Genomic DNA, 25,744 nt, shown 5'->3' with positions numbered 1-25,744 from the left:
GTATGGATAGTTGTCGGGATATCTGAGAAAAGAAAATTTACAATTAAGAAAGTTAAGAGAAGTTAAGGTGTTACGTTGCGGTTTTGAAAATCGATTAACGTTTGGATTTTACCATTAAGAGCATTAAGAACATTAAGAGCATTAAGTTTTTCTTTACTTCAAAATTGCTCAAAAAGTTAGTGTGAGATAAAGAACATAAAATATCTCTAACTGAACTTAATGTTCTTAATGCTCTTAATGGTTTTAAAATCTTTAACTATAAAATTTAAGGTTGAAGTTTGCATGCATGGAAAGTCGTCGGTGCATCTGAGAAAAGAAAATTTACAATTAAGAAGTTAAGAGAAGTTAAGGTGTTACGTTGTGGTTTTGAAAATCGATTAACGTTTGGATTTACCATTTAGGCCATTAAGAGCATTAAGTTTTTTCTTTACTTCTCGAAGTTGCTCAAAAAGTTAGTGTGAAATAAAGAACTTAAAACAACATCTCTAAATGAACTTAATGCTCTTAATGGTTTAAAAATTTACAATCACTACAAACTTCTACGATCGTTAACCATTCTCAACTATCAAAAACGTTCGAAAACCTTAATCTTAAACAAAAAAATCCCGGCCTAAACCGGGATCTATATCTACTCAAAGCGCAAAACCCTGCGCCCTGAACCTTGTACCTATTATGCAAGCGCCGCCTGAACCTGATCAGCAGCTTCCTGGAAAAGTGTCGCCGACAAAATCGGCATTCCTGAATTGTCGATCATTTCTTTCGCCAACTCGGCATTGGTTCCTTGCAAACGCACGATGATCGGCACCTTGATCGAATCGCCCATGTTCTTGTAAGCATCGATCACACCTTGGGCAACTCGGTCGCAACGTACGATTCCACCAAAGATGTTGATTAGGATCGCCTTCACGTTCTGGTCGCGCAAGATGATACGGAAAGCCGTTTCAACGCGTTTCGCATCGGCCGTTCCACCAACATCAAGGAAGTTTGCAGGCTCGAAACCGGCGTATTTGATCAAATCCATTGTCGCCATCGCAAGACCGGCTCCGTTTACCATACAACCGACTGTTCCGTCAAGGTCAACATAGTTCAAACCGGCAGCTTTCGCTTCGACCTCGATCGGGTTTTCCTCGCGAACGTCGCGCATTTCGGCATATTTCGGATGACGGTACAAAGCGTTGTCGTCAAGATTCACTTTCGCATCTACCGCGATAATTTTATTGTCGGACGTCTTCAAGACCGGGTTGATCTCGAACATCGTCGCGTCGCAACCTACGTAAGCGGCATATAAAGCCGTCACGAAAGCCACCATTTCCTTGAACGCATTTCCTGAAAGCCCAAGGTTGAACGCGATCCTGCGCGCCTGGAAACCTTGCAAACCGACACTTGGGTCGACTTCTTCAGTAAAGATAAGTTCAGGTGTTTTTTCAGCCACTTCCTCGATATCCATTCCACCTTCAGTCGAATACATGATCATGTTGCGACCTTTTCCGCGGTTAAGCAGCACCGACATATAGAATTCCGATGTCTCGCTTTCTCCTGGATAATACACGTCCTCGGCGATCAAAACCTTGCTCACCTTTTTTCCTTCAGGTGGCGTTTGGGGCGTGATCAACTGCATCCCGATGATTTGCTCAGAAATCTCCTCGACCTGTTGCAAGTTCTTCGCGAGTTTCACACCGCCGCCTTTTCCGCGACCTCCGGCGTGAACCTGAGCCTTGATTACGTGCCATCCGGTTCCGGTTTCGGCAGTCAATTGCTTGGCCATCGCCACAGCTTCCTGCGGATTGTTGGCCACATGACCGCGTTGCACTTTTACGCCATAGCTGGCCAAAATTTCTTTTCCTTGGTATTCGTGTATGTCCATGATGAATTGGTTTCTTAAAGTGTGGCAAAAATAGGGAATATTGTTGATTTGTTTATGTGTTGATTTGTTTATTTGAGTTCGTGTCTTCCGTTGGGATTTGAGATTTGTTCACTTATTCCGCTGCGCTCAATCAGTCCGGCCGCGCCTCGGGTGTTCATTTGAAATTTTGTCTTCGGTAATGTTCGATCTACTTGAGCTCGTTCGTCATTAGTCATTAGTCATTAGTCATTAGTCATTAGTCTTTCGACTTCGACTTTCCCGCTCATCATTCATTATTCATCATTCATCTTTCGACTTCGACTTTCCCGCTCATCATTCATCATTCATTATTCATCATTCATCTTTCAACTTCAAATTTCCCGTTCGTCATTCGTCTTTCGTCTTTCGTCATTCGTCATTCGTCTTTCGTCATTTATCTTCCACAAGCCATTCCCGCTGCCACTCCAACTCCTCGCGCAAAAAGCACATTGCCGGCGTCCGCGAACGAGCTTCCGTTGGTCGCTGTTTGCGGTCGGGCAATGCGGCTTTTGGCGCTTGCGGGGTTTCCGCTTGCATCGGGGCTAGGGTTCGCGGTTGGATGGCGTTTTGGGTTCGACGCAACCAAAACCACGAAATCGCGTCTGATTCAAACACAAATACACAAACTATGAAAACAATGAAATTACTACTGACAATCGTCGCAGTTGCGCTGTTCACCGGATGTAACAACGACGACGACTCAAACGCCAACGCATCTGTTTACGGGCAATGGAGTCTCGTTAAAGTACAGGGCGGCATCGCAGGCACGACCCACGAGTTCGACATGGGCACGATTACCTGGATATTCAATCCGGATAATCAAACCGTCACGGTCATCAACAACAACACCGACGATTCGGTAAACGACGGGTTCGATTCCGGAGTATACGACTTTCAAGTGCTCACAGTAAACGGCAATGGCGACTGCGACAGCCAAATGACGATCGACGAACTTTTTTCAGGTTGCATGAACGTCACTTCGACGACATTCAAACTTTCGCAACAGGCCGCCGACGGTTTCGAATATACGCTGAAGCGCTAAACGATCTCTCCAATTAAAATTGCGGATTTCGCAAACTAATTTTCGCGTTTTTACCATATTCGTATTATTTGCCACGCCAGCGGTTTAGGTTTGGCAAACCCGCGAATCTATGGTAAATTCGCGAAAATTTTTAATTATATGAAACCCACAGAACTTCTACAGTTGGCCGACCAGTTCGGCTGCCCGCTTTACGTTTACGATGCCTCGAAAATCGAGTCGCAGTATAAACGCCTGACCGGTGCGTTCTCAAAGGTTGACAGTTTGCGCATCAATTATGCGGTCAAGGCTTTGAGCAACGTGACTATTTTGAAGTTGCTCAAGAAGCTCGGCTCGGGCCTTGACACGGTTTCCATACAGGAAGTACAACTCGGTCTTCACGCGGGTTTCTCACCTGAGAAGATCATCTATACTCCAAACGGCGTCTCGTTCGAGGAAATCGAAATGGCCGCTGAACTCGGCGTCCAGATCAACATCGACAATCTTTCGGTTCTCGAGCATTTCGGCGCAAAACACCCTAAAGTTCCCGTCTGCATCCGCATCAATCCGCACGTGATGGCCGGCGGAAACGACAATATTTCGGTCGGGCACATCGACAGTAAATTCGGGATTTCGATCCACCAGATGCCGCACATCCTGCGCATCGTCGAAAATACTGGCATGCACATCAACGGCATCCACATGCACACGGGTTCCGACATTCTCGACATCGAGGTTTTCCTTTACGCGGCCGAGATCTTGTTCGACGCGGCGCGGAATTTCAAGGAGCTTGATTTTCTTGACTTCGGTTCCGGATTCAAGGTTCCGTACAAGAAAGACGACATAGAAACCAACATCGAGGAACTCGGCAAGAAATTGTCGAAACGATTCAATGAGTTTTGCAAGGAATTCGGGCGTCCGCTTACATTGGCGTTCGAGCCCGGAAAATTTTTGGTGAGCGAAGCAGGCTTTTTCCTTGCGAAGGTAAACGTCGTCAAACAAACGACATCGACCGTTTTCGCAGGCGTCGACAGCGGATTCAACCATTTGATCCGGCCGATGCTTTACGGATCGCAACACAACATCGAGAACATCTCGAATCCGAAAGGCAAGGAGCGTTTTTACACCGTCGTCGGCTACATCTGCGAAACCGATACGTTCGCGAACAACCGCCGCATCTCGGAAATCCACGAAGGCGACATACTTTGCTTCAGGAATGCGGGCGCGTATTGTTTCTCGATGTCATCGAACTACAATTCACGTTTTAAACCCGCAGAGGTTTTGTGGATGGACGGCAAAGGAATTTTGATCCGCGAACGGGAAACGATCGAGGATTTATTGCGCAATCAGGTCGAGGTCAGTTTGTGAGGTGCAAGGTGCAAGGTGCAAGGTTCAGGGTTCAGTCAGACTGGACGATTTTATCTTGATTGACGTTTACTTGCGAGGCATTTGATCAATTTGATATAATAAAAAAAGGCCGTTCGGTTTTCGAACGGCTTTTTTTATTCGCTACGCTTCGAATAAAGCTTATCTTTTTTTAAGAAAGTAAAAGTCGCGTTCCAGTTCGTATCGCATCGCCTTCGTGCCGCGCCTCATGATAAAGTAGAAGATCGAGAAGAAAAGCGTGGTCTGGAACAACATGAAACCGATCAAAATCGTCGGCATGTCTGAAACCAGGAATGTCAGCAAAAATATCGCTTCGACTCCCAGTATCAAAATCGGGAAAAATTTATAGAATCCGTTCAATCCCGTGACTTTTACGTCGATCAATGTGTTGTCGCCGTGGGCTTTCAAAATTCCTTCGGCCAGCGCGAGGTTAAGGCTCGTGTCGAACATGCGGCGGCGTCTTCGGATCCTGAAAAAATCGGGAAAAACCTGTCCTTTGTAAATGGTTCGCGACGATGAAAATTGTTCGAACGCGTGAGAGAATATGCCCAGATCGCTCGGTTCTACTAGGTAAGGCAGTTTTTTGAGGAACTCGTCCTTGGGCATTTCGATCTCGATTTGGAAATCCTCTACGAGCTTTATTTTTCTCAGGAATTTTTCAGAAAACATATTATTTCTTGATGAATTTTGAGGTGAATTTTTGCCCCTCGGCGTCGGCTTCGATCACGTAACTTCCGTTCGACAATGCGCTTACGTCAATCGAATCCGGATTGTTTTCAAGATTCATCACGGTTTGTCCGAGGATATTCTTAATTGAAATCCTGACCGATGAAAAAATTTCAGGAAACGCCAGTGAAATCACGTTTCGGGCCGGATTCGGGTAAACCGACATCGCGATTCCCTTATTTTCAAAGACTTCGAGAGCGCAGCCGCCGTCGGTACCGAAAGGATTGAACCAACGCAGCACGTCCTGTTTGATCGACGTCGCCTCACTCGCCGACGCATCACGGCACAACCACGCGAAACCGCCGCTCGGACAATTCGGGGAAAGCGCGAAACCTTCGACGTTCATATTGCTTCCCGCAGGGTTTGCGATGAAATATTCGGCTATCGTCGCAAATTTCAGTTCGCCACCCGCTACAGGCGCAACCGACAAATTGGTCGCCTCGAGATAATTGCTGTCCAGATTGTGCAGGATGTACAAAAGGTTCGTGGAACTGTCGAACGCGAGATCACAACTTTCGGTGCGATTGGTTTTGTATTTTCCGATGTAGAGGAAGTCGTTGTTTACATTCGGATTCACGTCGAATACCCAAACGTAACCGCCGTCCTGGTGCGCGATGAATAGCAATCCGCCCATTCCTTTCGTCGACGTGTACGGCTGTCCGGTGACCGAACTCGTGAAATTAAGCGTCTGCAACGCACTGTCGGGAATGAACGCGATACCTTCAGGGCCGGTGTTTCCAGTGTCTTCCATTGGGGAAGGCGAGGCGAGTAAATCCCAGTGTTTCGATTCGGTCACCGATGAAAAATCGGCAGGATGCGTGTATTTTCGGATCTCGTAATTGTCCTCGTCGATCGTGTAGAATTCGTTGGCCGACAAATCGGCTTGTGTGATTCCTTCGGGACCGCCATCGAACGTGCGATTCCCGATTTGCGTAAACGTATTCGTTGCTGGATTGAACTGCAAAACCCGAACGCGTCCGTCGTTCTGCACGGCATACAAACGGCTGGTTTGGTCGTTCCAAAAAAGCCCGCTGAGTTGCACGACGCCTGACGAATTCATCACCGACGTCAAATTCGTGCCCGAAGCCCAGGACGTCGATGGCCAAGCCGATTGCGAATTCGCCGAAAAGGTAACGGCCAGTAAAACAAATAGTAAACGTAGTTTCATCCGATTGGTTTATGCCGCAAATATAACGGAAATTCGACGCTTTCACCGACTGACCGAAATCCGAATCTTAACACAATCGCAACACAGGTTTTTTTACCTTTGGCGCAAATCCAAATTTCACATGAACAGAAGGAGTTTTTTTCGCAACGGAACGCTTGCCGCAATAGGCGCGACCGTCGCGAGTCCATTTGAAGGTATCGCTAAAACCGCGGGTTTCGACCTGTCGGGCAAGAATAAGAAAGCCAAGAACATCATCTTCATGGTGAGCGACGGCATGAGTACGGGCACGCTCAACATGGCCGACCTGTACAGCAACCGCGTGCTTGGGAAAAGCAGCGAATGGATGCAGTTGTACAAGGACAATCGCGTGTCGCGCGCACTTATGGACACGGCTTCGGCGAGTTCGATCGTGACCGATTCCTCGGCAGGCAGTTCGTCCTGGGGCGGTGGTTTTCGCGTTCCGAACGGTGCGTTGAACGTGGGCGCGAACGGAGAACAATATCTCCCTATTTTGCAGAAATTCAAGAAGTCGGGAAAAATGGTCGGTTGCGTCACGACGGTCCCGATCACGCACGCGACGCCGGCTGGATTCTGCGTGAACAGCGCGAGCCGAAACAGCCAGGAAGACATCGCGTCACAATATCTGGAGTTGAATTTCGACGTGATGATGGGCGGAGGCGCGCAGTATTTCGCTTCGGACAAACGAAAGGATAAGAAAGACATGTACGCCGCGTTTCAGGCCAAAGGATATCAGGTGGCGAAAAATCGCGATGACATGATGAAGGCGTCGTCGGGTAAACCGATACTTGGAGTTTTTGCCGACGATGGTTTGCCGTATTACACCGACCGAAATTCGGATTCGGAAATAAAGAAGCAAATTCCATCGCTCGCCGAAATGACGCAAAAAGCCATCGACCGAATGAAATCGCACCCGAAAGGTTTCGTCATGCAGGTCGAAAGCGGCAAGACCGATTGGGCCGCGCACGCGAACGACATCGCGGGACTCATTCACGAGCAGCTACAGTTCGACGAGGCGATCAGAGTTGCGATGGAATTCGCGGCCAAAGACAAGGAAACGTTGGTGATCATCACGACCGACCACGGAAACGCGAATCCCGGCGTGATTTACGGAAAGGATGCGAACAAGAATTTCGACAACCTGCAAAAATTCACCAAGACGAACGAATGGCTGCTCAACGAGATCAAGCCCGACTTTACGACCTCGAAAGTAAAGGAGCTCGTGCAATTCGCGAATGGTTGGGAAATCTCCGAAGATGATGCGAAAACATTGCTTACGTTTTACGATGGCTTGCACAAGGAAGATGGTGGTTTGTACAATTATAAAAAGTTACCGTTCAAGGCGTATTCCGAGATGCAGAAGAAAGTCGACTCGATCGGTTGGATCAGCATGGATCACTCAGCCGATTATGTGGAATTGGCGATGTTCGGGCCGGGAAGTGAACTGTTGAAACCGTTCGTGAAGAATACGGACTTGCATTATTTGATGTTGCAGGCGAGTGAGGTGGAGAACAAGTTCTAATTTTTAGTTTTTTGCTTAGGGTTTACGCCCAAGTCAAAATTAAAAAACGCCGAGAGATCCAATTACGTGATTTCTACGTCAAAAATTATTTTAAACCATTAAGAGCATTAAGTTCATTAAGACAAAATCCTTAATGAGCTTAATGTTCTAAATGGTTAACTTCTCAATCTCGTTTTAAGAGAAACTCCTGATTAAACGGTTTATTCCGCAATCACAAAAGCCTTCAATTCCTGCATTTTCCCATCGCGGAATTTCCAAATGTCGCAATACGAATAACGCGTCGTTTTCCCATTTTCATTCAAGCTGATTTTCCCGACAGCGGTTACGAAATCACCCTCGGCAATCAATTGCTCGACATCGAATTTTGGCGGTTCGAGATATGTTTTGTCCATGTAGTCGCGAACGGCTTGTTTTCCATTCAGCGTTTGATCGCCGATGAAACGCCAGACGACGTCATCGGTGCAAAAGGAAAGAAATCCTTCGTTGTCGCCTGCCGTTACAGCCGAGTTTGCTTTTTCGAGTGTTTCCTTGTTTGGCACGTTTTACGTTTTTGGTTGTGGAAAAGCCTTGAACAAATATACGACCGAGCAGATCACGCACATTGAAATGGCGGCCCACATTTTAGATTTGTCACGTCCACGAAGCATCCTGTCGCTGAAATCCTCGTCGTCGTTCTTAACGTCCGGAGAATGCTTTCCGATCAAATAAAGAAGATACGCGCCAATTAAGAACGCGATGCTTACGCACAAATTTAGATAATCCAAATAATGATTTCCTAATAGTTGTTATTTCTCCCGACGCGCCTAAACTCAATCGGCGGTCTGCAAAGCCTTAATCTCATCACGCAACTTCGCAGCCTGCATGAAATCCAGATCCTTCGCGGCCTTTTCCATCGCCTTGCGCAAGTCTTTGATCTTTTTGTCCGACTGTGCTTTCGTGAGATACTGTGGTTCCGGCTCGTTCGCTTTTGCCGCGACGTTTTCAAGGTAACGCGTCGCCACCGAGTTTTTCGCAAGCGCATTGTCGAGGCTTTTCTTGAGTGCCACAGGTTCTACGTTGTGTAATTTGTTGTATGCCATTTGTTTCTCGCGTCGGTAATTCGTCTCGTCGATCGTCGATTGCATGGATTTGGTCACGACATCGGCATACATGATCGCTTTTCCATTGACGTTACGCGCTGCACGTCCGACGGTTTGCGTGAGCGATCGGTTGCTCCTCAGGAAACCTTCCTTGTCGGCATCGAGAATCGCGACGAGTGAAACTTCGGGCAAATCCAAACCTTCGCGTAATAAGTTCACGCCGATCAAAACGTCGAAAATTCCCTTTCGCAAATCCTGCATGATCTCGACGCGTTCGAGTGTATCGACCTCCGAGTGGATGTAACGGCAGCGAATGTTTACCTTCGTTAGGTATTTCGTAAGTTCCTCGGCCATGCGTTTAGTCAGCGTCGTCACCAAAGTGCGTTCGTCGAGTTCTACGCGTTGCTGGATTTCTTCGATGAGATCGTCGATCTGGTCTTTGCTCGGTCGGACTTCGATTATCGGATCCAAAAGTCCCGTCGGGCGGATGATCTGTTCGACGAAAATTCCCTCGGATTTGTTCATTTCGTAGTCGGCCGGAGTCGCCGAAACATAAACGACCTGGTTCTGCATCGCCTCGAATTCCTCGAACTTGAGCGGTCGGTTATCCATCGCGGCGGGCAGTCGGAAACCATATTCGACGAGATTTTCCTTTCGCGATCTGTCGCCTCCGTACATGGCCGAAACCTGCGAAATCGTCACATGGCTTTCATCGACGACCATCAGGAAATCGTTCGGGAAATAATCGAGCAGGCAGAACGGACGCGTTCCGGGAAGTCGTCGGTCCAAATAACGCGAATAGTTCTCGATGCCCGAACAATAACCGAGCTCGCGTATCATCTCCAAATCGAAATTCGTGCGTTCCTCGAGGCGTTTCGCTTCCAAATGTTTCCCGATCGACTTGAAATAATCGACCTGTTTCACCAAATCCTGTTGGATGTCCCAAATCGCGCCGTGCAAGACTTCGGGCGATGTCACGAACATATTCGCGGGGTAAATGTTGAGACGCGAATATTTTTCGAGCACCTTCGAAGTCTTGGCGTCGAACGCTTCGATTTCCTCAATTTCATCACCGAAGAAATGCACGCGGAACGGCTCGTCACCGTAACTCGGGAAGATTTCGACGGTGTCGCCCTTGATGCGGAAGCTGCCCGGATTGAAGTCGGCTTCGGTGCGCGCGTACAAACTCTGCACGAGTCGGTGCAATAATTTGGTGCGCGAAATCATTTCGCCTCTCGCGATCGAAATCACGTTTTTCTGGAATTCCACGGGGTTTCCGATACCGTACAAACACGAAACCGACGACACCACGATGATATCGCGTCGGCCCGACAACAAAGCCGAGGTCGTGCTCAAACGCATTTTTTCGAGTTCCTCATTGATCGCCAAATCCTTCTCGATGTACGTTCCCGTTACGGGAATAAACGCCTCGGGCTGGTAATAATCGTAGTAGGAGACGAAATATTCGACGGCGTTTTCAGGGAAAAATTGCTTGAACTCCGAATATAATTGGGCCGCGAGCGTCTTGTTGTGCGCCAATACGAGCGTAGGTTTGTCGACGCTTTCGATCACGTTCGCCATCGTAAACGTCTTTCCCGAACCCGTGACGCCGAGCAATGTTTGGAAACGCTCACCGTTCTTGATTCCGTTGGCTAATTTTTCGATGGCCTGAGGCTGGTCGCCTGTGGGTTTGTAACTGGATACGACTTTGAATTTCATGTGTTTCGCGAAGTAGGAAAACAAAGATAAGCATAACTTTTATCGGTTGAATCGCCGTTTTGTTTTCGTTAAGAATCGTAACTTTAAACATGCGAAATTCCAGAATCAGGTTTAAAAAGCGCTACGTCGCAATAGTCGTTCTACTCGCGTACGTCGTGTTTTGCCAGTCGTGCATGATGATGCGGTTCACGCCCGACGAAACGCGCGAATTCTTCACACAGACTAAAGTTCCGTATCGCGACCTGCGCCTGGTTTCCGACGGGCACAACATCCATTACGTAGAAACCGGTGATCCGAATAAACCGACGCTGTTTTTCATACACGGTTCGCCTGGAAGTTGGGACGCGTATCGGCAATATCTGTCAGATTCGATATTGCTCAGGAAATACAGGATGATCGCTGTCGATCGCCCGGGTTTCGGATACAGCGATTTTCGGGATTACGGTAATTTGGAACGCAACGCCCAATTGCTTTGTGATCTTGCGAAAAAAATCCGAAATGGAAAGCCTGTCACGCTCGTCGGGCATTCGCTTGGCGGACCGATCATCATCGAAATGGCCGCCGATCATCCCGAATTATTCGATAAGTTGGTGATCCTTGCGGGTTCGGTCGACCCGAATCAGGAAGGAAACGCGAATTGGAGAAAGGTCGTGAAAGCACCGCCGATCCGGTATTTGGTTCCCGGAGCGATGCGGACGTCGAACGATGAACTGACTAATTTAAAGAAGGATTTGATTTTGTTGCAACCCCGGATACGTAGTATTTCAGCCGATGTCGTGATCATTCACGGCACTGAAGATCCGTTGGTTCCGTTTGGGAATGTGGCGTTCTTGAAAAAGGAATTCGTGAATGCGTCGTCAATGAAAGTGATCCCGATTGAAGGCGCGAACCATTTTATTCCGTGGGAACATTATAGGTTGATTCGGGACGAATTGGTTTTGGATTAGTTTGGTTTAATCGGTTAATCGTTTAGTTGTTTGAATGTTCATTGTTCATTTGTTCATTTGTTCATTTGAACTAATGTCTTCCGTTGGACGATTGTCATCTTAAACCTCGAATATCTCGGTTTGTCCGCATAAATCTAAAATCTAAAATCTGAAATCTGTAAATCTGTACATCTTCCCAATAAACTATTCCCCGCTCACATAAATGGTTTTCGTTCCCCAATGTCCATGCCCGCCGCGCGCTTTCGCCCGAATCTTATATGTCCTGTTCGATTGTACCTGGAAACTTTGCGTGATCGTATAATCGAACGCGAACTCATCGTCCCTGAAGTTTACGATCGTATCATTTTCTTCAGAAATCACGAAAAGCCATTCGTTCATGATCGAGTCGCCGTCGTCGGTAATTTTTACCTTGACCTGGACGGTTTGTCCGCCGTTGAAAGTCTCGCCATCTTTGGGCGACGTTATGCTGATGCCGGGCGTATCGTCGTCGTTACACGATAACAAAGCTGTCAGGATTGCAAGTACGAGAAGTTTTTTCATCGGTCAAACGAGTTTGTTGATTTGCGCGTATTGCAACAACATGATGGTTTTTGCATCGACGATTTCTCCCGACGCGATCATCTCGAGCGCTTTGGTGAACGGCATTTCTAAAATCTGGATGTGTTCGTGTTCGTTCGCCAAGCCGCCGCCTTCGCTTTGTTTCATTTCTTTTGTGTATTCGGCAACATAACAATGCAGGATTTCGGTCACGGCTCCGGGCGACATATAAGCCGAAAAGACTTTCTTTACTTTCTCGATGTGACAACCCGTTTCCTCTATGGCCTCGCGTCGCACCGTGTCGTCGGGATCGTTCTCGTCGACCAATCCGGCGCAGGCTTCGATTACCATTCCGGTTGGATTTTGGTTGAGGAATGTCGGAAGTCGGAACTGTCGGATCAAAACCACGTTCCCGTATTCTTTGTTATACAGCAGCACGGTCGCGCCGTTGCCGCGGTCGTAGACTTCGCGCGATTGGGTTTCGGTTTTTCCGTCGAAGGTGTAGTCAAGTGTCACTTTTTCGAGCAAGTAATGATTGTCGGACAATGTAATCTTTTCGCGAATTTTTATTGTCGGGTTCTGCATGAGCTATTTTTTTCAAAAATACCATTTTCGTTTTGAAGTAACCGCATTGCGTTAGCGTTCCACAAAAGTTAATTCATGTAGTTTGTCGATGATTTAGGTTATTTTAAGAAAAATTTTTGATGGTGATTACTTTTTTGATAGTTTGGTTTTCAGTCCTTTAATCTTCAAAATACATAGGAGAGTTGGCGATAACATGGTAGAGAAGAAAAATCCTAAGTTTTTATACGTTTTAATTTTCGTCGCTTCTTGCACGCTGTTTCCGTTGTTTGAGCTCGTACACCATATTCCTGGACAGGATTTACTCGAAGTCGCGCAATATGCGTCGCGTGATCTAGAATTCAACGACTTGTATTACGGGACGAACGCGAACGACTATTCGCAGCGTGACGCAAAAAGTGTCGTGTTGATCAATATAGGGTGTTTTCCGGTTGACAGCGTCCGACGCAAATTGGTCGAAATTTTGCCGATGGTCGATTCGCACGGTCCAAAATCAATCGGGCTCGATCTTCATTTTATGGAAGGTCGCGATTCGCTGACCGATGTTGAATTGGGACAAGCACTTTTGAAACATGTTGACGTGCTTGGAAAATACCGAAACGAAAGCGCTTACTTCGACTCGCTCGCGAAAAAAACCAATAAATTGACGATTGCGCCGGTTGAAGTTCCGGGAATTACGCCTGCGAATTCTGTCCGAAAATATTTTTATGAGTTGGAAGATATGGATAAGGTCGCGCCTTCATTCGGTCGTGCGCTTTATGAAAAATCAGGATACGATTATTCGGACGACAAAAAGCGCGAACCTGAATTTATGCTCGAATATGTCTGTACGCAAAATGGTTACTACGATGCGCTATCGACCGACGTTACTCAAGAAGCACGCGAAAGAGACTTCCCCGCGATTGAAGCCGCTGCTTTTTTCAACGCCGAAAACTCCACGCGTTTGGATTCTTTGCTAAAAGAAAAAATCGTAATCGTTGGTTGGCTCGGAAGCGGCTACATGAAAAACCCGTACGATATTCAGGATAAGTTCAAAGTTCCCGTCAACGATCAGTTGGTCGATCGTTTTCCGAACATGCCCGGAGCGGTAATCCACGCTTGCGCCGTCGAAATGTTCCTACATGATGTGTCGTTCAACGAAATCGAAGGCGTAAGCAAATATTTGCTCAACATCACGTTGCTGCTCATTTTTTACCTCGGACTATTACTGATCGACCTCAAGGAAAGATTGATAAACGAACTGTTCGTATTCGTGTGGAACCTTGGCTTTTTGCTGTTGTTCATTTGGTTGGCTGGCATTGTTTTCATGTCGAAAGGAATTTATTTCCGCGTAGGCGAATTGCTGATATTGATACCGGTGTTGTCTAAAATGCTCAGCCTTGGAAAAAAAGTATACAAGGAATATTTAAGAAGAAAAGAAAGAAAAACGAATAATCCCGTATCATGATTAAGAAGATATTGTTTTTGCTTTTGTGTTTTTTTGTGGCCGACGTCGCGCTCTCACAAGAGTATTTCGTCGTCGCCCTGACCGAAAATGTAAGCATGCAGAACATGAAGCTCAAAAAAGGCTATCGGTACGATCTGTCACCAAAATCCAATCTCGAATTGGCAAAAGAAGCGCGTGCCATCGTTTACAATAAATCGAAATACCTGGAACTCGGAAATGATCTTCGCGTTGAATCGTATAAGCCTGAACAATGGCGCTCGCGTCTTGAAAAAGTGCAGCCTGCTACGAATATCATCGCTTACATCGGGAAAATGTATCGTATCAGGAAACTAGAAGAACAGTCGAACAACAGCGGACATGCGGGAGTTCGTGCATTGAACAAAAAGGTCATGTCCCGAATCAGTTCGAACGGCGACGAGATATTTCCGATGGATTCCGCCAAGATATTGGGAAATTCGGTTCGGTTGAAATGGACATTGGAGAAGAAGTTAATGAAAGCAAAACTCATTATAACCAATAAAAATTCGGGGGCGAAAGTACTCGAAAAAGATGTCCCGAATAGCGGGGAATTCGAATTCGTGTTCCCGTCCCAAGGCACGTTCGAATGGAAACTCTTTTCCACGTTCGAAAACATCGGATCCGAACCCGCGCTTTTCATAAAACCTGACGCTACCGAAAATGCGTCGCTACTCGAGGATATTGAAATATTCAGGGAACTTACCAAAGATTTATCGCGAGAAACCGCGGCCCAACTATTAGACGATTACCTGTTTTACAACAAAATCATAGAACCATGAAATTAAGAAATATAGTTGTTGTCGGCCTTTTGCTGGTCGGCTCGATTGCGCACGCACAAAAGGAAATTAGCAAGACCGTAAAGGACATGGAAGGTTTTGTGCATTCCATTCCGCCGAACCAACCTGATGGCGACAAGGCAATTCGCGTGAACGTTTTCACTGAAACAGGATTGCAAAATGTTCCGCTGCTCATCGACTCGAAAACACAGTTGCTTAAAAAGAAAAAACCGTTTCCGTTTGACCAGCTTCGGCCCGGGATGAGTTTCACGCTAGAGGCCGAGAATTTCGACATTTCCGGATATTATCAGGCTACGAAATTGGTCGTCAACGATATCGAAGGCAAAAGCGATGGTGTCGATGACGGCCGACTCGATCTGCTGACCACCGACTATGCGTACATCGATGGCAACAGAGTGAAAATGGCCACGGGCAAAAAGATGTCGGGTAAAAAAAATACGGGTTACGAAGGCAAAACGAAAGAAAATTTTACTGAACTCATCGAAGGTGATTTTGCCGATGTGAAAGGAACGTATGAAAATGGCGTGATCAATGCGTCCAAGTTTGAGTTTTATCCGCAGACCAAAACCGAATTCGCGATTGACGAAACCGATGATTTCGAACACAAGGAATTGCTCAAAGTTTGGTTCGACGCCAGCAAACGCAAAAGAGTTTTTGGCATGGCGATCGAAGGCGTCGGATATATTGTCGATGATGCGGCGTTGCAGGAGTACATTCAAAAGCTTGGCACAAGCCTGGTTCCGTCGCAGCTAAAAGCAAAGATGCAATTTATCTTTGTGGTGGTCGACAATCCTATCCCAAATGCGATGGTCCGACCGAACGGCTTATCATATATAAACGCGGGCTTGATAGCCGAAGTCAGGAATGAGGCCCAACTCGCCGGAGTTTTGGCGCACGAGATCGCACACGCGCTTTACGAACACGGTTTCACGGCCGTAAACGATGCGAAACGCCGCGAGAAGATATCAGGTTTGTTCAAATGGAGCAGTGAACGAGTCAAAAAAATCGCCGAGAACAACAACGACAAAGTGCTTACGAGCGACAAAAAAGGCAATAAAGTCGCAGGAGGAAAAATTCTCAACGAAGGGCTCGATATCGCGTTCAATCAAATGCCCGAAGGTTATTTCACGTTGCGTATGTCGATCTACGACAAAAAGCAAGAACTTCAGGCTGATCGCGTCGGGCTTGCATTAGCCGCAAACGCCGGATACGATCCGATGGAAATCGCATATTTCTGGGCGATGCAATACAATACGTACGGTGTTGAACCCAAAGGCAAAGATTGGTTTGCTTTGGGTCAAAAAGCGATTGAGATGGGCGAGCAGGAAAAATCGCGCACGAAAGTCGATGCAAAGACCGACGCAATGAAAGCCGGAAATACGGTGAACGCCGTTGGTCGGGTACTTAACGATTCCTGGAGCAGTTTCAAAGGCGACACGCATCCTGAAGACAAAAAACGTTTTGAAGAGTTAAACCGTCTCATCGAAATGTATTGGTCGGATCCCGAATTTCTAGCGAGCGCGAAACATCAAACCGATACGTTCAAAGCCCGACAAAAAGAACTGCCTACTGCTTTGGTGCGCACGGCAAAGTCGAGTGCCGCTACAAGCGGAAAATCCTTGAATAATAAAGGAAGCAAAAAAAAGGGAAGCTAATCAGTCAAAACACTCCATCAACAGCAAATCGCCACTAGCGTAAGTGAGCGAAACGATGCCGTCCTTCGCCGCTTCATTGCTGCTGCCGATGCGATAACCCAACGTCAGCGTATCGTTTTCGAGCGGATACAAAAGATTCTGCGATAAAACTCCCGTGACTTCCCCAATCGGCATCAGCGATAAAATCGTTCCTGCCGTGTACCATTTCTCGAATTTTTGCGGCAGTCGGTAGATTTTCGAATAATCATCGAGCACGACAATCTTGATTTTGTCTTTGTAGCGCACGATGTTGGTCATGTTCGCGAGCGTATGGTCGGCGCGTCGTCCCGTTGCCCAAATGATGTTCACCGCAGGAATTTCGCGGTCGATCAGGTAGTCGATCGCCTTTTCGAGGTCGGTTTTGTCCTGGTCGGGCGTGTAGACGATTTCAATCGGATATTGGTAATTTTCGTGGATCACGGGATCGAATCCCCGGTCAAAATCCCCGAGCAACACATCGACCTTGATTCCCAAAGATGCGACGCGATCCATCGCCGAATCCAGAACGATTACCAAAGGCGACCATTCGAGCAATTGGTTCAGCAATTCCATTGAGCACGCTTCGCCGTTGGCAATTATTAACGCGGGTTCCTGGTCGTCCCGGACTATGTGGTGTGATGACATGAGTGCTAAAGTGCTTTGTGCTGAAGTGCTAAAGTTACGAAACGGAGGCATCGATAACAAATATGATTTATGAAACGATTAGGCATGCTCCGATACTTGAGCACCGAGCACTTCAGCACTATCTCTTCAGACTGAAATGCCCCTTAATTTCCTTCCCGTCATCAAACGTTCCGCGGAACCAATAATCGGTGGCGGGCAATTGTTTGTTATTGAATTTCCCATCCCAATTTGGCGACTGCGATGTGATCATACCGAGATACTTTCCATAACGGTCATAAATTTCGACGCGTGAATCCACGGTCTGTTCGATTCCGGGAATCGTGAAGAAATCGTGGTAACCGTCGCCGTTTGGAGTGAAAAACGCAGGCGGAATGATCAACAGGAAAGGTTCGTCGTCCAAGCCGCAGCCATGCGTTTCGCGAACGTAAGCCGTCAAAGCGCCGCCCGCGACATTCTCGAAAACGTTCGATTGCTGCCAGTAGAAATTGTCGAGCGAATATTCGTAACTGCCTGTCGAAACGGTAATGATCGTCACGGTCGAACCGCTTGTGTTGACTGCCTGTATTTGCGGCTCGTCGTACGTGATCACGGTAAACATCTGCGAATCGCTGCAACCGTTGCCCGACGTTACTGTAACCGTGTAAGATCCCGCGGTCAAAACCTGGATCGTCTGTGTCGTCGCGCTTCCGGGTTGCCAATTGTAGCTCACGCCCGTAATTCCGGCGTCGATCGTTGCGGTTTGGCCCTGGCAGATTTCGATGGGCGATGGAACGGCATCGGGAAACTCGGGAGCCGGAAATATCGTCAGGGTTACAGGCGTTCGCGTCGGGCTTTCACAAATCCCGTTCGAGGCTTCGGCATAATACGTTCCCGCGATCTGGGTCGAGTAGGTCAGAGAATTCGCCTGAAGCAAGTTTCCTGCGGTCGCATCGTCGTACCAATTTATGATTGTGCCGATCGTCGGCGTGACCGACAAAGGCGGAATCGTATCGCTGCTGCACGCGCCGATGTTTCCGTCGTTCGTAGGCGCGGTCGGTTGTGGCAACACTAAAAAATGCAGTGATTCCGACAAGGTGTAGCAAAACGAGTTCGACATGTTAGCGATGTCTTCGGCGACCTTCACGCGAAAATAGCCCGATGCGGTCAACGGCGGCGTCGTGTAATTCAAAGATGTTTCACCAATGATATCAGTCCAGGTCGTACCGTCTACGCTTTGCTGCCATTGGAAAACGTGGCTTGCCGTCCCTGAAATGTTCACATCGAGCGACAAACTTATGGGCAATTGGTTCGAGCACACTTCAACTACGGCGTCACTTCCTGAAGTTACCGACGCGATGTCGCCGCAAGATCGGAACATGATGTCGTCGATCGCCAAATCGTTTCCGCAGCCTCCGACGCCATTGTTTATCATCTTCAAAACCACCGATGTCTGGGCGGGAAGCGTCGTGAACGTCAAACCGTATTGTGTCCAGTTCGCGCTCGTCGAACCGTTTATGTTTCCCGTGTCACCTTCGGCCAGCAACGTCGTTTCGCTTTGGTCCCAAATCTGGAATTTGACGTTGATCGGTATGCCGGTGCCAGGACAGGCGTTGTTTGCGGGATTGTAAGCGTTGATGAGCCAGGCCGTGAATTCGAAAGTCGTGTTGACGCAAAGCCCGGTTACGACGCGTCGGTAAAATTCCCCGGCGTTGAAACTCGCATTCACGATGAGCGCTTTTCCATTCGTATCGCCCGGTGTATGGTCTTCGCGGTTGACCCAATTCCCGTTCATCATCGTGTTGCTGTTGAGCGTGTATTGTCCGTCGTCAGGACCGCTCGCGATAAACGTGTAGGAAGTCGTTCCCGCCGGCAATGCCGGGCCGAAACCTGTTCCGCTGCCAAAGTCTTCGGTAAAAACGGGATCACCCTTGCTGCCCGTGCAAAAACCGAGTTGCGCGTGAGACACGGCACAAACAGACAGGCAAAATGCGAGGAACGCGAAGAATTTCAATTTTTTGTTTTTTAGAGGTACGAAAGTTAACCGATTTCGGCCTTTTTTACAATCGCGAAACCTCTAAAAGAAAGGGCATTCATACATTTTTGAGGATTTTTTGTACGAATGCCCTTTTTACGATTTTATACGTACCGTTTTAACGGATTCGTCCATTTTCCTATTGGATGGTGTAATTTTCCTGGTCAACTTCAGAAAGCCTGAAGAAACCCAATGCGAAATTGCTCTCATCGGTTTCGTTCACGATGTTGCCGCGAACCGTTGCGGGAGCCGTTCCGAAAGGCCCGCCGCTTCCGCCCGTCATGAGCAGCAGTTTGGACATGTAATCGTAATAGCGTTCGGAAATTCCGTACAGTCGTATTCTAACATCGACGCCGGCTTCAAGTGTTTCCTCGCTCACGGATTCGAATGTTTGGTTGCCGTTTATGAATTCGTCCGAAATCACTTCGTAGTCAGGATATGGAAATACGGGCGCGTCGAACCGCACGAGATAATGGTTGCCCATGGTCGGCTCGTCCTGATAGAAGAATTTGACTTCGACCTCGTCGCCCAAGAAACCGCCTTCGTTATCCTGTTCGATCGTTAGGATGTCCGATGTCGCGACCAACGTTTCCTGGGCCGTGTACGTTTGGCCATCGTAATCCACCGTGAGGAAATAGGTTTCGTTGAGCACCGGAACGAATTCGTTGCAAATGTAGTTTCCGGTTCCCGGATCTTCGGTAAACGTAAAAATGTCGCCGACTGAATTCGCAATGAAAACAGTCGCGCCCGTCACCGCCGGAACGGTCGGCGCATAATAGGCGGCCGTCGTGGTCAGGCGGATGGTTTGTACACTTCCGTCGGTGTCTTTGATCCAATCGATTCCGGCGTCGATCACCAAACGCGGTCGTTGCGTTTCGAGATCGAGGTCGACGACTTCTTCGCATCCGCTTAAAAGAAAAAGAAATATCAGTGGGAAAAGTGCGCTTATTTTTTTCATGGGTTAGAATTTGAAGTTATACGTAACACTCGGGATTACCCCGAAAATAGACAGCCTAACCGCTTCGTTTCGGCCCGTATCTTCGTTTTGTCGGAAAGAGATGGACGCCGAATTCATGCGGTTATACAAATTGTAGATACTGAAAACCCATTCGCTTTGCCAGCCTTTTTTCTTGTCGGATTTGCCTTCGGCCAGTTCGGCTTTGCCTCGGGTCGGGATATAAGTCGCCGAAATGTCCAGATGATGATAGGCGGGAAGCCGGTCCTCGTTGCGCAATCCGTAACTTGGGACGAGCACGCCCTGGAATTCGTAATACCCTTTGGGATACGTTACCGGTTGTCCCGATTGCAGCGCGAAGTTGGCGCCGAATGTCCACTTTTTCGACAGTTCGTAAGAAGCCGTGACCGCAAGGTTGTGTAATTTATCGTAACCTGATTTGTACCATCCGCCATTGTTGATTCCGGGTTCCGACGCATTTCGTCCGGGCGTTTGCTGCTCCGAGCGCGACAAGGTGTAGGAAACCCAACCGTTGAGCTTGCCTTTGTTTTTCCGGACCAGCAACTCGAAACCGTACGCCCGCGATTTTCCGGGAAGCACGACCTGTTCGATGGCGTCGTTCGCGATGAGGTCGGCACCGTCGATGTAATCGAGACGATTCTTGAGTGTCTTGTAATAGACTTCGGCCTCAAGCGAATAGGCGTCGTCCTTGAAGTTTCGGAAATAGCCCAGCGCATATTGGTTGAGCAACTGCGGCTTTAGATAATTGTCGCTTGGCGCCCAAACGTCGAGCGGAGTAGGCGATGAGGTGTTCGAAATCAAATGTAGGTATTGCGCCATGCGATTGTAGCTCGCCTTTACCGATTGGTCGTCGTTGATCTCAAATGCGATCGACGCGCGCGGTTCCAGGTTGTTGAAGTCGGCGATCGTTTCACCGCGACCATAAGATTGCGTCCCGATCGGCGTCGCTTTCTCATAAATCTGCAATTGTTGGTTGAAACTTACGGGTTGGTCGTTCGCATACAAGTTCATCGTTTGGGAACCCATTCGGTAGAAAAGGCTGTAGCGCAGGCCGTAGTTCACGGTGATTTTTTTCCCGATCGATTGCTCGGCTTCGAGATACAGCGCAGGTTCGAACGCGTACTTTTGCTCGAGTTGGCGCGCATTTATGCCCGATTCGGCTCCCGACGGCGTAATCTCGCCCGGGTTGAAATCGTAATAAATCGCGTTGAGCCCGTAAAAAAGCTTGAAATTATTGCTCAGATAATGCTTGAAATCGTACTTGAAATTGAAGTTCTTGATGCCCGAATCCCAGTTGAATCCGAGGAAATCGAGCTGTAATCCGTAATAATAATCGGAGTAGATCATCGATACGTTCGTGAACAATTTCTCTGAGAACAAATGGTTCCAGCGCAGATTCAGCACCGTGTTTCCATACGTATTCTTGAAACTGTCGCTGATGTCGAACTTGTCGCGCCCGAAATACCCCGACACATACATGCGATTGTTGTCGTTTAGCTGATAACTGAGTTTGGCGTTGAGGTCGTAGAAATACGCCGAGTTGTCATTGTCGGTCAACTTCAGAAACAGATGCGCGTAAGAAGCGCGACCCGCAACGAGGAACGACCCGCGGTCTTTGGTGATCGGACCTTCGGCCAAAAGCCTGCTTGAGATCAAACCGATTCCGCCGCTCGCGTGGAATTCCTTGCTGTTTCCCTCGCGCTGGTAAATGTCGAGCACCGACGAGACGCGACCTCCGAACCGCGCCGGAATTCCACCTTTATACAATTTCAGATCCTTGATCGCATCGGAATTGAACACTGAAAAGAAGCCGAACAAGTGGGACGAATTATAAATCGTGGCCTCGTCGAGCAAAATCAAATTCTGGTCGGCCGCTCCGCCACGCACGTTGAATCCTGACGCGCCTTCGCCCGCATTCGTGACGCCGGGCAATTGCAAGATGGATTTCAGGACGTCCGTTTCGCCTAGAACGACGGGCATTCGCTTGATTTCGGCGACCGTTAGTTTGTTCACGCTCATCTCGGGTTTCCGGATGTTCGCGCGTTTTGTGTCAGACTCGATCACAACTTCGTTGAGTTCCTGGCTCGTTCCAGCCATCGCGATTTTCTTGCGCAGGTTTTTGTCGAGCACGACGGTTTCAGAAAAGTCCGAGAATCCGACGTAACTGATCTTGATCGTGTACGTTCCCGCGGGCAATGTGATCGAGAAGAAACCGTATTCGTTCGTCGGCACGCTGGCTTTCGTCTCGACGATGTAGACCGACGCGCCGATCAGGGTCTCGTTCGTAGTTTCATCCTGAATGGTTCCCGACAGCGTAAAATTTTGTTGGGCAGCGACCGATGGACCGATTAAAAGACACAGCAGCCAAAATAAAAAATTCTTCATGTAGTGATTGGGTTGATTGATGACAAAATTAAGCGGACGGTTTTGTTAATTCGGTTTGGATTATAAACCCGAACACTGTTTGTGTTTTTTTATGCAATTGTAAATCAATTGATTATGAGTTTTTCTTGGAAAGTAGTACGTATTTTTCGAAACTCGGTCGGTGTGTAAGCCGTAACTTTCTTGAAAGCCGTGTTGAATGCCGTTTTTGAATTGAATCCCGAATCGAAACCTATGGCGACGATCGTGAGATGATCGAAATTCGGGTCGGTGAGCAGTGTTTCGGCTTTTTTGACGCGGAAGCGATTGATGAAGTTGAAGAAATTTTCGCCCGTTCCGTTGTTGATCACGTATGAAAGTTGGTGCGTGGAAAGTCGCATGGCGTCGGCTAGTTTCACAAGGTTGAGTTCGCAGTCGAGGTAAAGTGCCGATGCTTCTATTTGCGTTACGAGATTTTGTTTTGTGCGCAGCAATTCATCGTCGTTCATGAGTTTTGTTTTTCGGACCGGATCCGAATTCTCAATATCCGACAATCCAATTGCGTCCTCGATCTTCAATCCTCGCGGGAAGATTTCCTTTTGTCGGATAGAGAAAAACGCCACGAAATACACGACGATCAGCAAATGCAGGTTGATGTAGAAGTTGAGCGGCTGCTTCATCTTTAAAATCTTATAGACGACGACCACGACGACCGAAAGTACCAACGAATAGATGATGTATTTGATCCAGCGCAGGTCGATGGATTCGATGTCTGAAGCGAAAAGTTCGATGTTTTTTTCGTGTTTGTTGACGGTACGCCATGACAGCAGTATGAAAACCAGCGAATGACCTTGGAATAAGATCACGTACATAACGTCGTACGCCGCGAAAACGGGCCGAACGAGCAAAAGCGCGATAAACAAGATCGGCGCGATCAACATGCGAAGATCGCCCTTTGAAAATCGCAGCGTCGGGTTCGTGTAGAATCGGACGCTGATGAAAAAAACCACGCCCGTCAAGAACTGCGAGACCTTTAATACGATTGCGAGCGCATAATTTGCGGCCAGGAACTCACGGTCAATTATATTGTCGAGCCAAAAACTCGCCCATAACAGGCAAACCAAACCGAAGTAAAAATTGGCTTTTCGATTTACTGAAAGCACGTTGCTCATCTTGAGAAACGCCAAAAGCGCGAGCCCGCCGCCAATTAGGGTCGAGATCAGGAGATTGAAATCCATTTGTTGTTTTGTTGGTTGTTTATTAAACTGACAAATTGGAGGAATCGTATTTTTGGGAATAAAAAAAGCCGTCGGTGGGACGGCTTTTTTTGGACACGCTGTGCTTTGGACACGCTTTTTTTGGACACGCTGTGCTTTGGACACGCTGCGCTTTGGACACGCGATGCTTTGGACACGCTGCGCTTTGGACTGCAAGATTTGCTGCGTGTACGTTAAAATTGTGCTTTTTACAACCGATCGGTTACTACGTCCAACAGTCCAAAGCGCAGCGAGTCCAACAGTCCAGAGCGCAGCGAGTCCAACAATCCAAAGCGCAGCGAGTCCAACAATCCAAAGCGTAGCGAGTCCAACCGTCCAAAGCGTAGCGTGTCTATTTTAACTTCAAAAGAATTTCATTCAAAGTCCCACTCGGCCTCATCGCCTTATCGGTCAACTCAAAATCAGGCTTGTAATAACCTCCGATTTGTTGAGGTTTTCCTTGTGATCCGATGAGTTCGGCGTCGATTTTCGCTTCGTTGTCGGTTAGTTCCTGGGCGATTTGTGTGAACCGTTGCTTCAAATCGGCGTCCTTGTCTTGGGCTGCGAGTGCTTGCGCCCAATAAAGTGCTAAATAGAAATGCGATCCGCGGTTGTCGATCTGTCCGACTTTACGCGCAGGCGATTTGTCGTTTTCTAGGAATTTTTCGTTCGCGTTGTCGAGTGCTTCCGACAAGACGAGCGCTTTTGCATTGTCCTGCGTCTGGCCCAAATGTTCCAATGAAACGCCGAGCGCGAGGAATTCCCCAAGCGAATCCCAACGCAAATAACCTTCTTCGACGAATTGCTCGACGTGTTTCGGAGCTGAACCTCCGGCTCCTGTTTCGAAAAGTCCGCCTCCGTTCATGAGAGGAACGATCGAGAGCATTTTCGCTGAGGTTCCGAGTTCGAGAATCGGGAATAAATCGGTAAGGTAATCGCGAAGCACGTTTCCGGTTACTGAGATCGTGTCTTCGCCTTTGCGGATTCTATCGAGTGAGAATTTCGTTGCGGCGACCGGATCCAAAATCTGGATGTCCAAACCGTTCGTGTCGAATTCCTTCAAATATTCGTTTACTTTTTTGATGATTTCTCGATCGTGTGCGCGTTGATCGTCGAGCCAGAATACGGCCGGAGTTTCCGATAATCTCGCGCGGTTCACGGCCAATTTCACCCAATCCTTGATCGGGGCGTCTTTGGTCTGGCACATCCTGAAAATGTCGCCTTTCTCGACCGTTTGCTCGAAATAGGTTTCGCCTTTTGAGTTGAGGACTTTTATGGTTCCGCTAGCGTCGGCCTGGAACGTCTTGTCGTGCGATCCGTATTCTTCGGCTTTTTGCGCCATCAAACCGACGTTGGGAACCGATCCCATGGTTTTCGGGTCGAATGCGCCGTTTTTCTTGCAGTCATAGATTGTCGCGACGTACAAACCGGCGTAACATCGGTCCGGAATGATCGCCTTCGTGTCTTGGGCTTTTCCTTCCTTGTTCCACATTTGGCCCGATGTGCGGATCATCGCGGGCATTGATGCATCGACGATGACGTCAGACGGGACGTGCAGATTCGTAATTCCTTTGTCGGAATTTACCATCGCGACAGCAGGTCCGTTTTCAAAAGCGGCTGTCAACGCGGCTTCGACTTCGGCTTGTTCAGGCTGTCCGGCGATCTTCGCGTAGACGTCGCCCAAACCGTTTTTGGTGTCGATGCCGAGTTTTGCGAAAAGGCTTTCATATTTGGCGAAAACGTCCTTGAAGAATACGTCCACGATCGCGCCGAAGATGATCGGATCGGACACTTTCATCATCGTCGCTTTCAAGTGGACCGAGAACAACACGCCTTTGGCTTTCGCGTCTTCGATTTCCTTTGATACGAATGATTTTAGTGCCGAAAGGCTCAACGCCGATGAATCGATGATTTCTCCCGGAAGTAATTTCGAGGCGTCTTTCAAGGTTTTTTCAGATCCGTCGTCTCCGAAGAAT

The 25,744-nt window shown here is 48.0% G+C and carries 20 protein-coding genes; 7 read left to right on the top strand and 13 right to left on the bottom strand.

The window, feature by feature from the left end; all coding sequences use genetic code 11:
• Positions 1-670: 670 nt before the first annotated feature.
• The gene (gene sucC / locus EOO50_RS16010; RefSeq protein WP_290841297.1) at positions 671-1,864 is read right to left on the bottom strand and encodes an ADP-forming succinate--CoA ligase subunit beta; all 1,194 of its coding nucleotides are present in this window, start codon (positions 1,862-1,864) and stop codon (positions 671-673) included.
• A gap of 655 nt (positions 1,865-2,519) precedes the next feature.
• On the opposite strand from sucC, the gene EOO50_RS16005 reads away from it, so the two are divergent.
• Positions 2,520-2,924 carry a hypothetical protein gene (locus EOO50_RS16005; RefSeq protein WP_290841296.1) on the top strand — a complete coding sequence of 135 codons (405 nt, stop codon included), beginning with the start codon at positions 2,520-2,522 and terminating at the stop codon, positions 2,922-2,924.
• 138 nt (positions 2,925-3,062) lie between these two features.
• Complete coding sequence (gene lysA, locus EOO50_RS16000; RefSeq protein WP_290841295.1) at positions 3,063-4,268, top strand: diaminopimelate decarboxylase; 1,206 nt, start codon at positions 3,063-3,065, stop codon at positions 4,266-4,268.
• Between the two features lie 159 nt (positions 4,269-4,427).
• Here the strand turns inward: lysA and EOO50_RS15995 are convergent, their stop codons facing one another.
• Together EOO50_RS15995 and EOO50_RS15990 are read right to left on the bottom strand one after the other, a co-directional pair.
• Positions 4,428-4,955, bottom strand: coding sequence for a hypothetical protein (locus EOO50_RS15995; protein WP_290841294.1), 528 nt, complete (start codon positions 4,953-4,955; stop codon positions 4,428-4,430).
• A 1-nt stretch (position 4,956) separates the two neighbouring features.
• Positions 4,957-6,180: a T9SS type A sorting domain-containing protein gene (locus tag EOO50_RS15990; protein ID WP_290841293.1), complete on the bottom strand. Its 1,224-nt coding sequence runs from the start codon at positions 6,178-6,180 to the stop codon at positions 4,957-4,959.
• Positions 6,181-6,301: 121 nt separating this feature from the next.
• On the opposite strand from EOO50_RS15990, the gene EOO50_RS15985 reads away from it, so the two are divergent.
• On the top strand, positions 6,302-7,720 hold the full coding sequence (locus tag EOO50_RS15985; protein WP_290841292.1) for an alkaline phosphatase: 1,419 nt from the start codon (positions 6,302-6,304) through the stop codon (positions 7,718-7,720).
• A gap of 200 nt (positions 7,721-7,920) precedes the next feature.
• On the opposite strand, the gene EOO50_RS15980 is transcribed toward EOO50_RS15985, so the two are convergent.
• Both EOO50_RS15980 and uvrB read right to left on the bottom strand, forming a co-directional pair.
• Complete coding sequence (locus tag EOO50_RS15980) at positions 7,921-8,259, bottom strand: nuclear transport factor 2 family protein (RefSeq protein WP_290841291.1); 339 nt, start codon at positions 8,257-8,259, stop codon at positions 7,921-7,923.
• Positions 8,260-8,529: 270 nt separating this feature from the next.
• Complete coding sequence (gene uvrB / locus EOO50_RS15975) at positions 8,530-10,518, bottom strand: excinuclease ABC subunit UvrB (RefSeq protein ID WP_290841290.1); 1,989 nt, start codon at positions 10,516-10,518, stop codon at positions 8,530-8,532.
• Positions 10,519-10,607: 89 nt separating this feature from the next.
• Between uvrB and EOO50_RS15970 the strand changes: the two genes are divergently transcribed.
• Entirely contained in the window at positions 10,608-11,465 is an 858-nt protein-coding gene (locus tag EOO50_RS15970; RefSeq protein WP_290841289.1) for an alpha/beta hydrolase, read from the top strand.
• A gap of 183 nt (positions 11,466-11,648) precedes the next feature.
• Here the strand turns inward: EOO50_RS15970 and EOO50_RS15965 are convergent, their stop codons facing one another.
• On the bottom strand, positions 11,649-12,005 hold the full coding sequence (locus EOO50_RS15965; protein WP_290841288.1) for an Ig-like domain-containing protein: 357 nt from the start codon (positions 12,003-12,005) through the stop codon (positions 11,649-11,651).
• A 3-nt stretch (positions 12,006-12,008) separates the two neighbouring features.
• A complete protein-coding gene (locus tag EOO50_RS15960) occupies positions 12,009-12,587 on the bottom strand; it encodes an NUDIX domain-containing protein (RefSeq protein ID WP_290841287.1) in 579 nt (192 codons plus the stop codon).
• Positions 12,588-12,780: 193 nt separating this feature from the next.
• Here EOO50_RS15960 and EOO50_RS15955 point away from each other — a divergent pair, with 193 nt between their 5' ends.
• The 3 genes from EOO50_RS15955 to EOO50_RS15945 are packed head-to-tail and all read left to right on the top strand — an operon-like array spanning position 12,781 to position 16,501.
• A complete protein-coding gene (locus tag EOO50_RS15955) occupies positions 12,781-14,031 on the top strand; it encodes a CHASE2 domain-containing protein (RefSeq protein ID WP_290841286.1) in 1,251 nt (416 codons plus the stop codon).
• Positions 14,028-14,828: a hypothetical protein gene (locus tag EOO50_RS15950; protein WP_290841285.1), complete on the top strand. Its 801-nt coding sequence runs from the start codon at positions 14,028-14,030 to the stop codon at positions 14,826-14,828. Before EOO50_RS15955 ends, EOO50_RS15950 begins: the two co-directional genes overlap by 4 nt.
• A complete protein-coding gene (locus EOO50_RS15945) occupies positions 14,825-16,501 on the top strand; it encodes a M48 family metallopeptidase (protein ID WP_290841284.1) in 1,677 nt (558 codons plus the stop codon). The genes EOO50_RS15950 and EOO50_RS15945 overlap by 4 nt, the downstream gene beginning before the upstream one ends.
• On the opposite strand, the gene EOO50_RS15940 is transcribed toward EOO50_RS15945, so the two are convergent.
• From EOO50_RS15940 to EOO50_RS15915, 6 genes are all read right to left on the bottom strand, one after another.
• The gene (locus EOO50_RS15940; RefSeq protein WP_290841283.1) at positions 16,502-17,164 is read right to left on the bottom strand and encodes a thiamine diphosphokinase; all 663 of its coding nucleotides are present in this window, start codon (positions 17,162-17,164) and stop codon (positions 16,502-16,504) included.
• Positions 17,165-17,282: 118 nt separating this feature from the next.
• A complete protein-coding gene (locus tag EOO50_RS15935; RefSeq protein ID WP_290841282.1) occupies positions 17,283-19,154 on the bottom strand; it encodes a T9SS type B sorting domain-containing protein in 1,872 nt (623 codons plus the stop codon).
• Positions 19,155-19,314: 160 nt separating this feature from the next.
• Entirely contained in the window at positions 19,315-20,133 is an 819-nt protein-coding gene (locus EOO50_RS15930; protein WP_290841281.1) for a DUF4249 family protein, read from the bottom strand.
• Positions 20,134-20,136: 3 nt separating this feature from the next.
• Positions 20,137-22,536, bottom strand: coding sequence for a TonB-dependent receptor (locus EOO50_RS15925; protein WP_290841280.1), 2,400 nt, complete (start codon positions 22,534-22,536; stop codon positions 20,137-20,139).
• A 104-nt stretch (positions 22,537-22,640) separates the two neighbouring features.
• Positions 22,641-23,750, bottom strand: a complete 1,110-nt coding sequence (locus EOO50_RS15920) for a helix-turn-helix domain-containing protein (RefSeq protein ID WP_290841279.1) — start codon at positions 23,748-23,750, stop codon at positions 22,641-22,643.
• 370 nt (positions 23,751-24,120) lie between these two features.
• Positions 24,121-25,744: NADP-dependent isocitrate dehydrogenase (locus tag EOO50_RS15915; RefSeq protein ID WP_290841278.1), on the bottom strand; the 1,624-nt coding region annotated here is incomplete at its 5' end.

Source organism: Flavobacterium sp., assembly GCF_004211145.1.
GTDB lineage: Bacteria > Bacteroidota > Bacteroidia > Flavobacteriales > Flavobacteriaceae > Flavobacterium.
The sequence above is the reverse complement of the archived record's forward strand: the minus strand, read 5'-3'. Positions and strand labels throughout refer to the sequence as shown.

Bases quoted from the DNA above. Each gene is read 5' to 3' on its own strand.
- EOO50_RS15920 (WP_290841279.1), bottom strand. From the start codon at position 23,750: ATGGATTTCAATCTCCTGATCTCGACCCTAATTGGCGGCGGGCTCGCG.
- EOO50_RS15945 (WP_290841284.1), top strand. From the start codon at position 14,825: ATGAAATTAAGAAATATAGTTGTTGTCGGCCTTTTGCTGGTCGGCTCG.
- lysA (WP_290841295.1), top strand. From the start codon at position 3,063: ATGAAACCCACAGAACTTCTACAGTTGGCCGACCAGTTCGGCTGCCCG.
- EOO50_RS15985 (WP_290841292.1), top strand. From the start codon at position 6,302: ATGAACAGAAGGAGTTTTTTTCGCAACGGAACGCTTGCCGCAATAGGC.
- sucC (WP_290841297.1), bottom strand. From the start codon at position 1,864: ATGGACATACACGAATACCAAGGAAAAGAAATTTTGGCCAGCTATGGC.
- EOO50_RS15960 (WP_290841287.1), bottom strand. From the start codon at position 12,587: ATGCAGAACCCGACAATAAAAATTCGCGAAAAGATTACATTGTCCGAC.
- EOO50_RS15930 (WP_290841281.1), bottom strand. From the start codon at position 20,133: ATGAAAAAAATAAGCGCACTTTTCCCACTGATATTTCTTTTTCTTTTA.
- EOO50_RS15965 (WP_290841288.1), bottom strand. From the start codon at position 12,005: ATGAAAAAACTTCTCGTACTTGCAATCCTGACAGCTTTGTTATCGTGT.
- EOO50_RS15940 (WP_290841283.1), bottom strand. From the start codon at position 17,164: ATGTCATCACACCACATAGTCCGGGACGACCAGGAACCCGCGTTAATA.
- EOO50_RS15950 (WP_290841285.1), top strand. From the start codon at position 14,028: ATGATTAAGAAGATATTGTTTTTGCTTTTGTGTTTTTTTGTGGCCGAC.
- EOO50_RS16005 (WP_290841296.1), top strand. From the start codon at position 2,520: ATGAAATTACTACTGACAATCGTCGCAGTTGCGCTGTTCACCGGATGT.
- EOO50_RS15955 (WP_290841286.1), top strand. From the start codon at position 12,781: ATGGTAGAGAAGAAAAATCCTAAGTTTTTATACGTTTTAATTTTCGTC.
- EOO50_RS15925 (WP_290841280.1), bottom strand. From the start codon at position 22,536: ATGAAGAATTTTTTATTTTGGCTGCTGTGTCTTTTAATCGGTCCATCG.
- EOO50_RS15970 (WP_290841289.1), top strand. From the start codon at position 10,608: ATGCGAAATTCCAGAATCAGGTTTAAAAAGCGCTACGTCGCAATAGTC.
- uvrB (WP_290841290.1), bottom strand. From the start codon at position 10,518: ATGAAATTCAAAGTCGTATCCAGTTACAAACCCACAGGCGACCAGCCT.
- EOO50_RS15990 (WP_290841293.1), bottom strand. From the start codon at position 6,180: ATGAAACTACGTTTACTATTTGTTTTACTGGCCGTTACCTTTTCGGCG.
- EOO50_RS15995 (WP_290841294.1), bottom strand. From the start codon at position 4,955: ATGTTTTCTGAAAAATTCCTGAGAAAAATAAAGCTCGTAGAGGATTTC.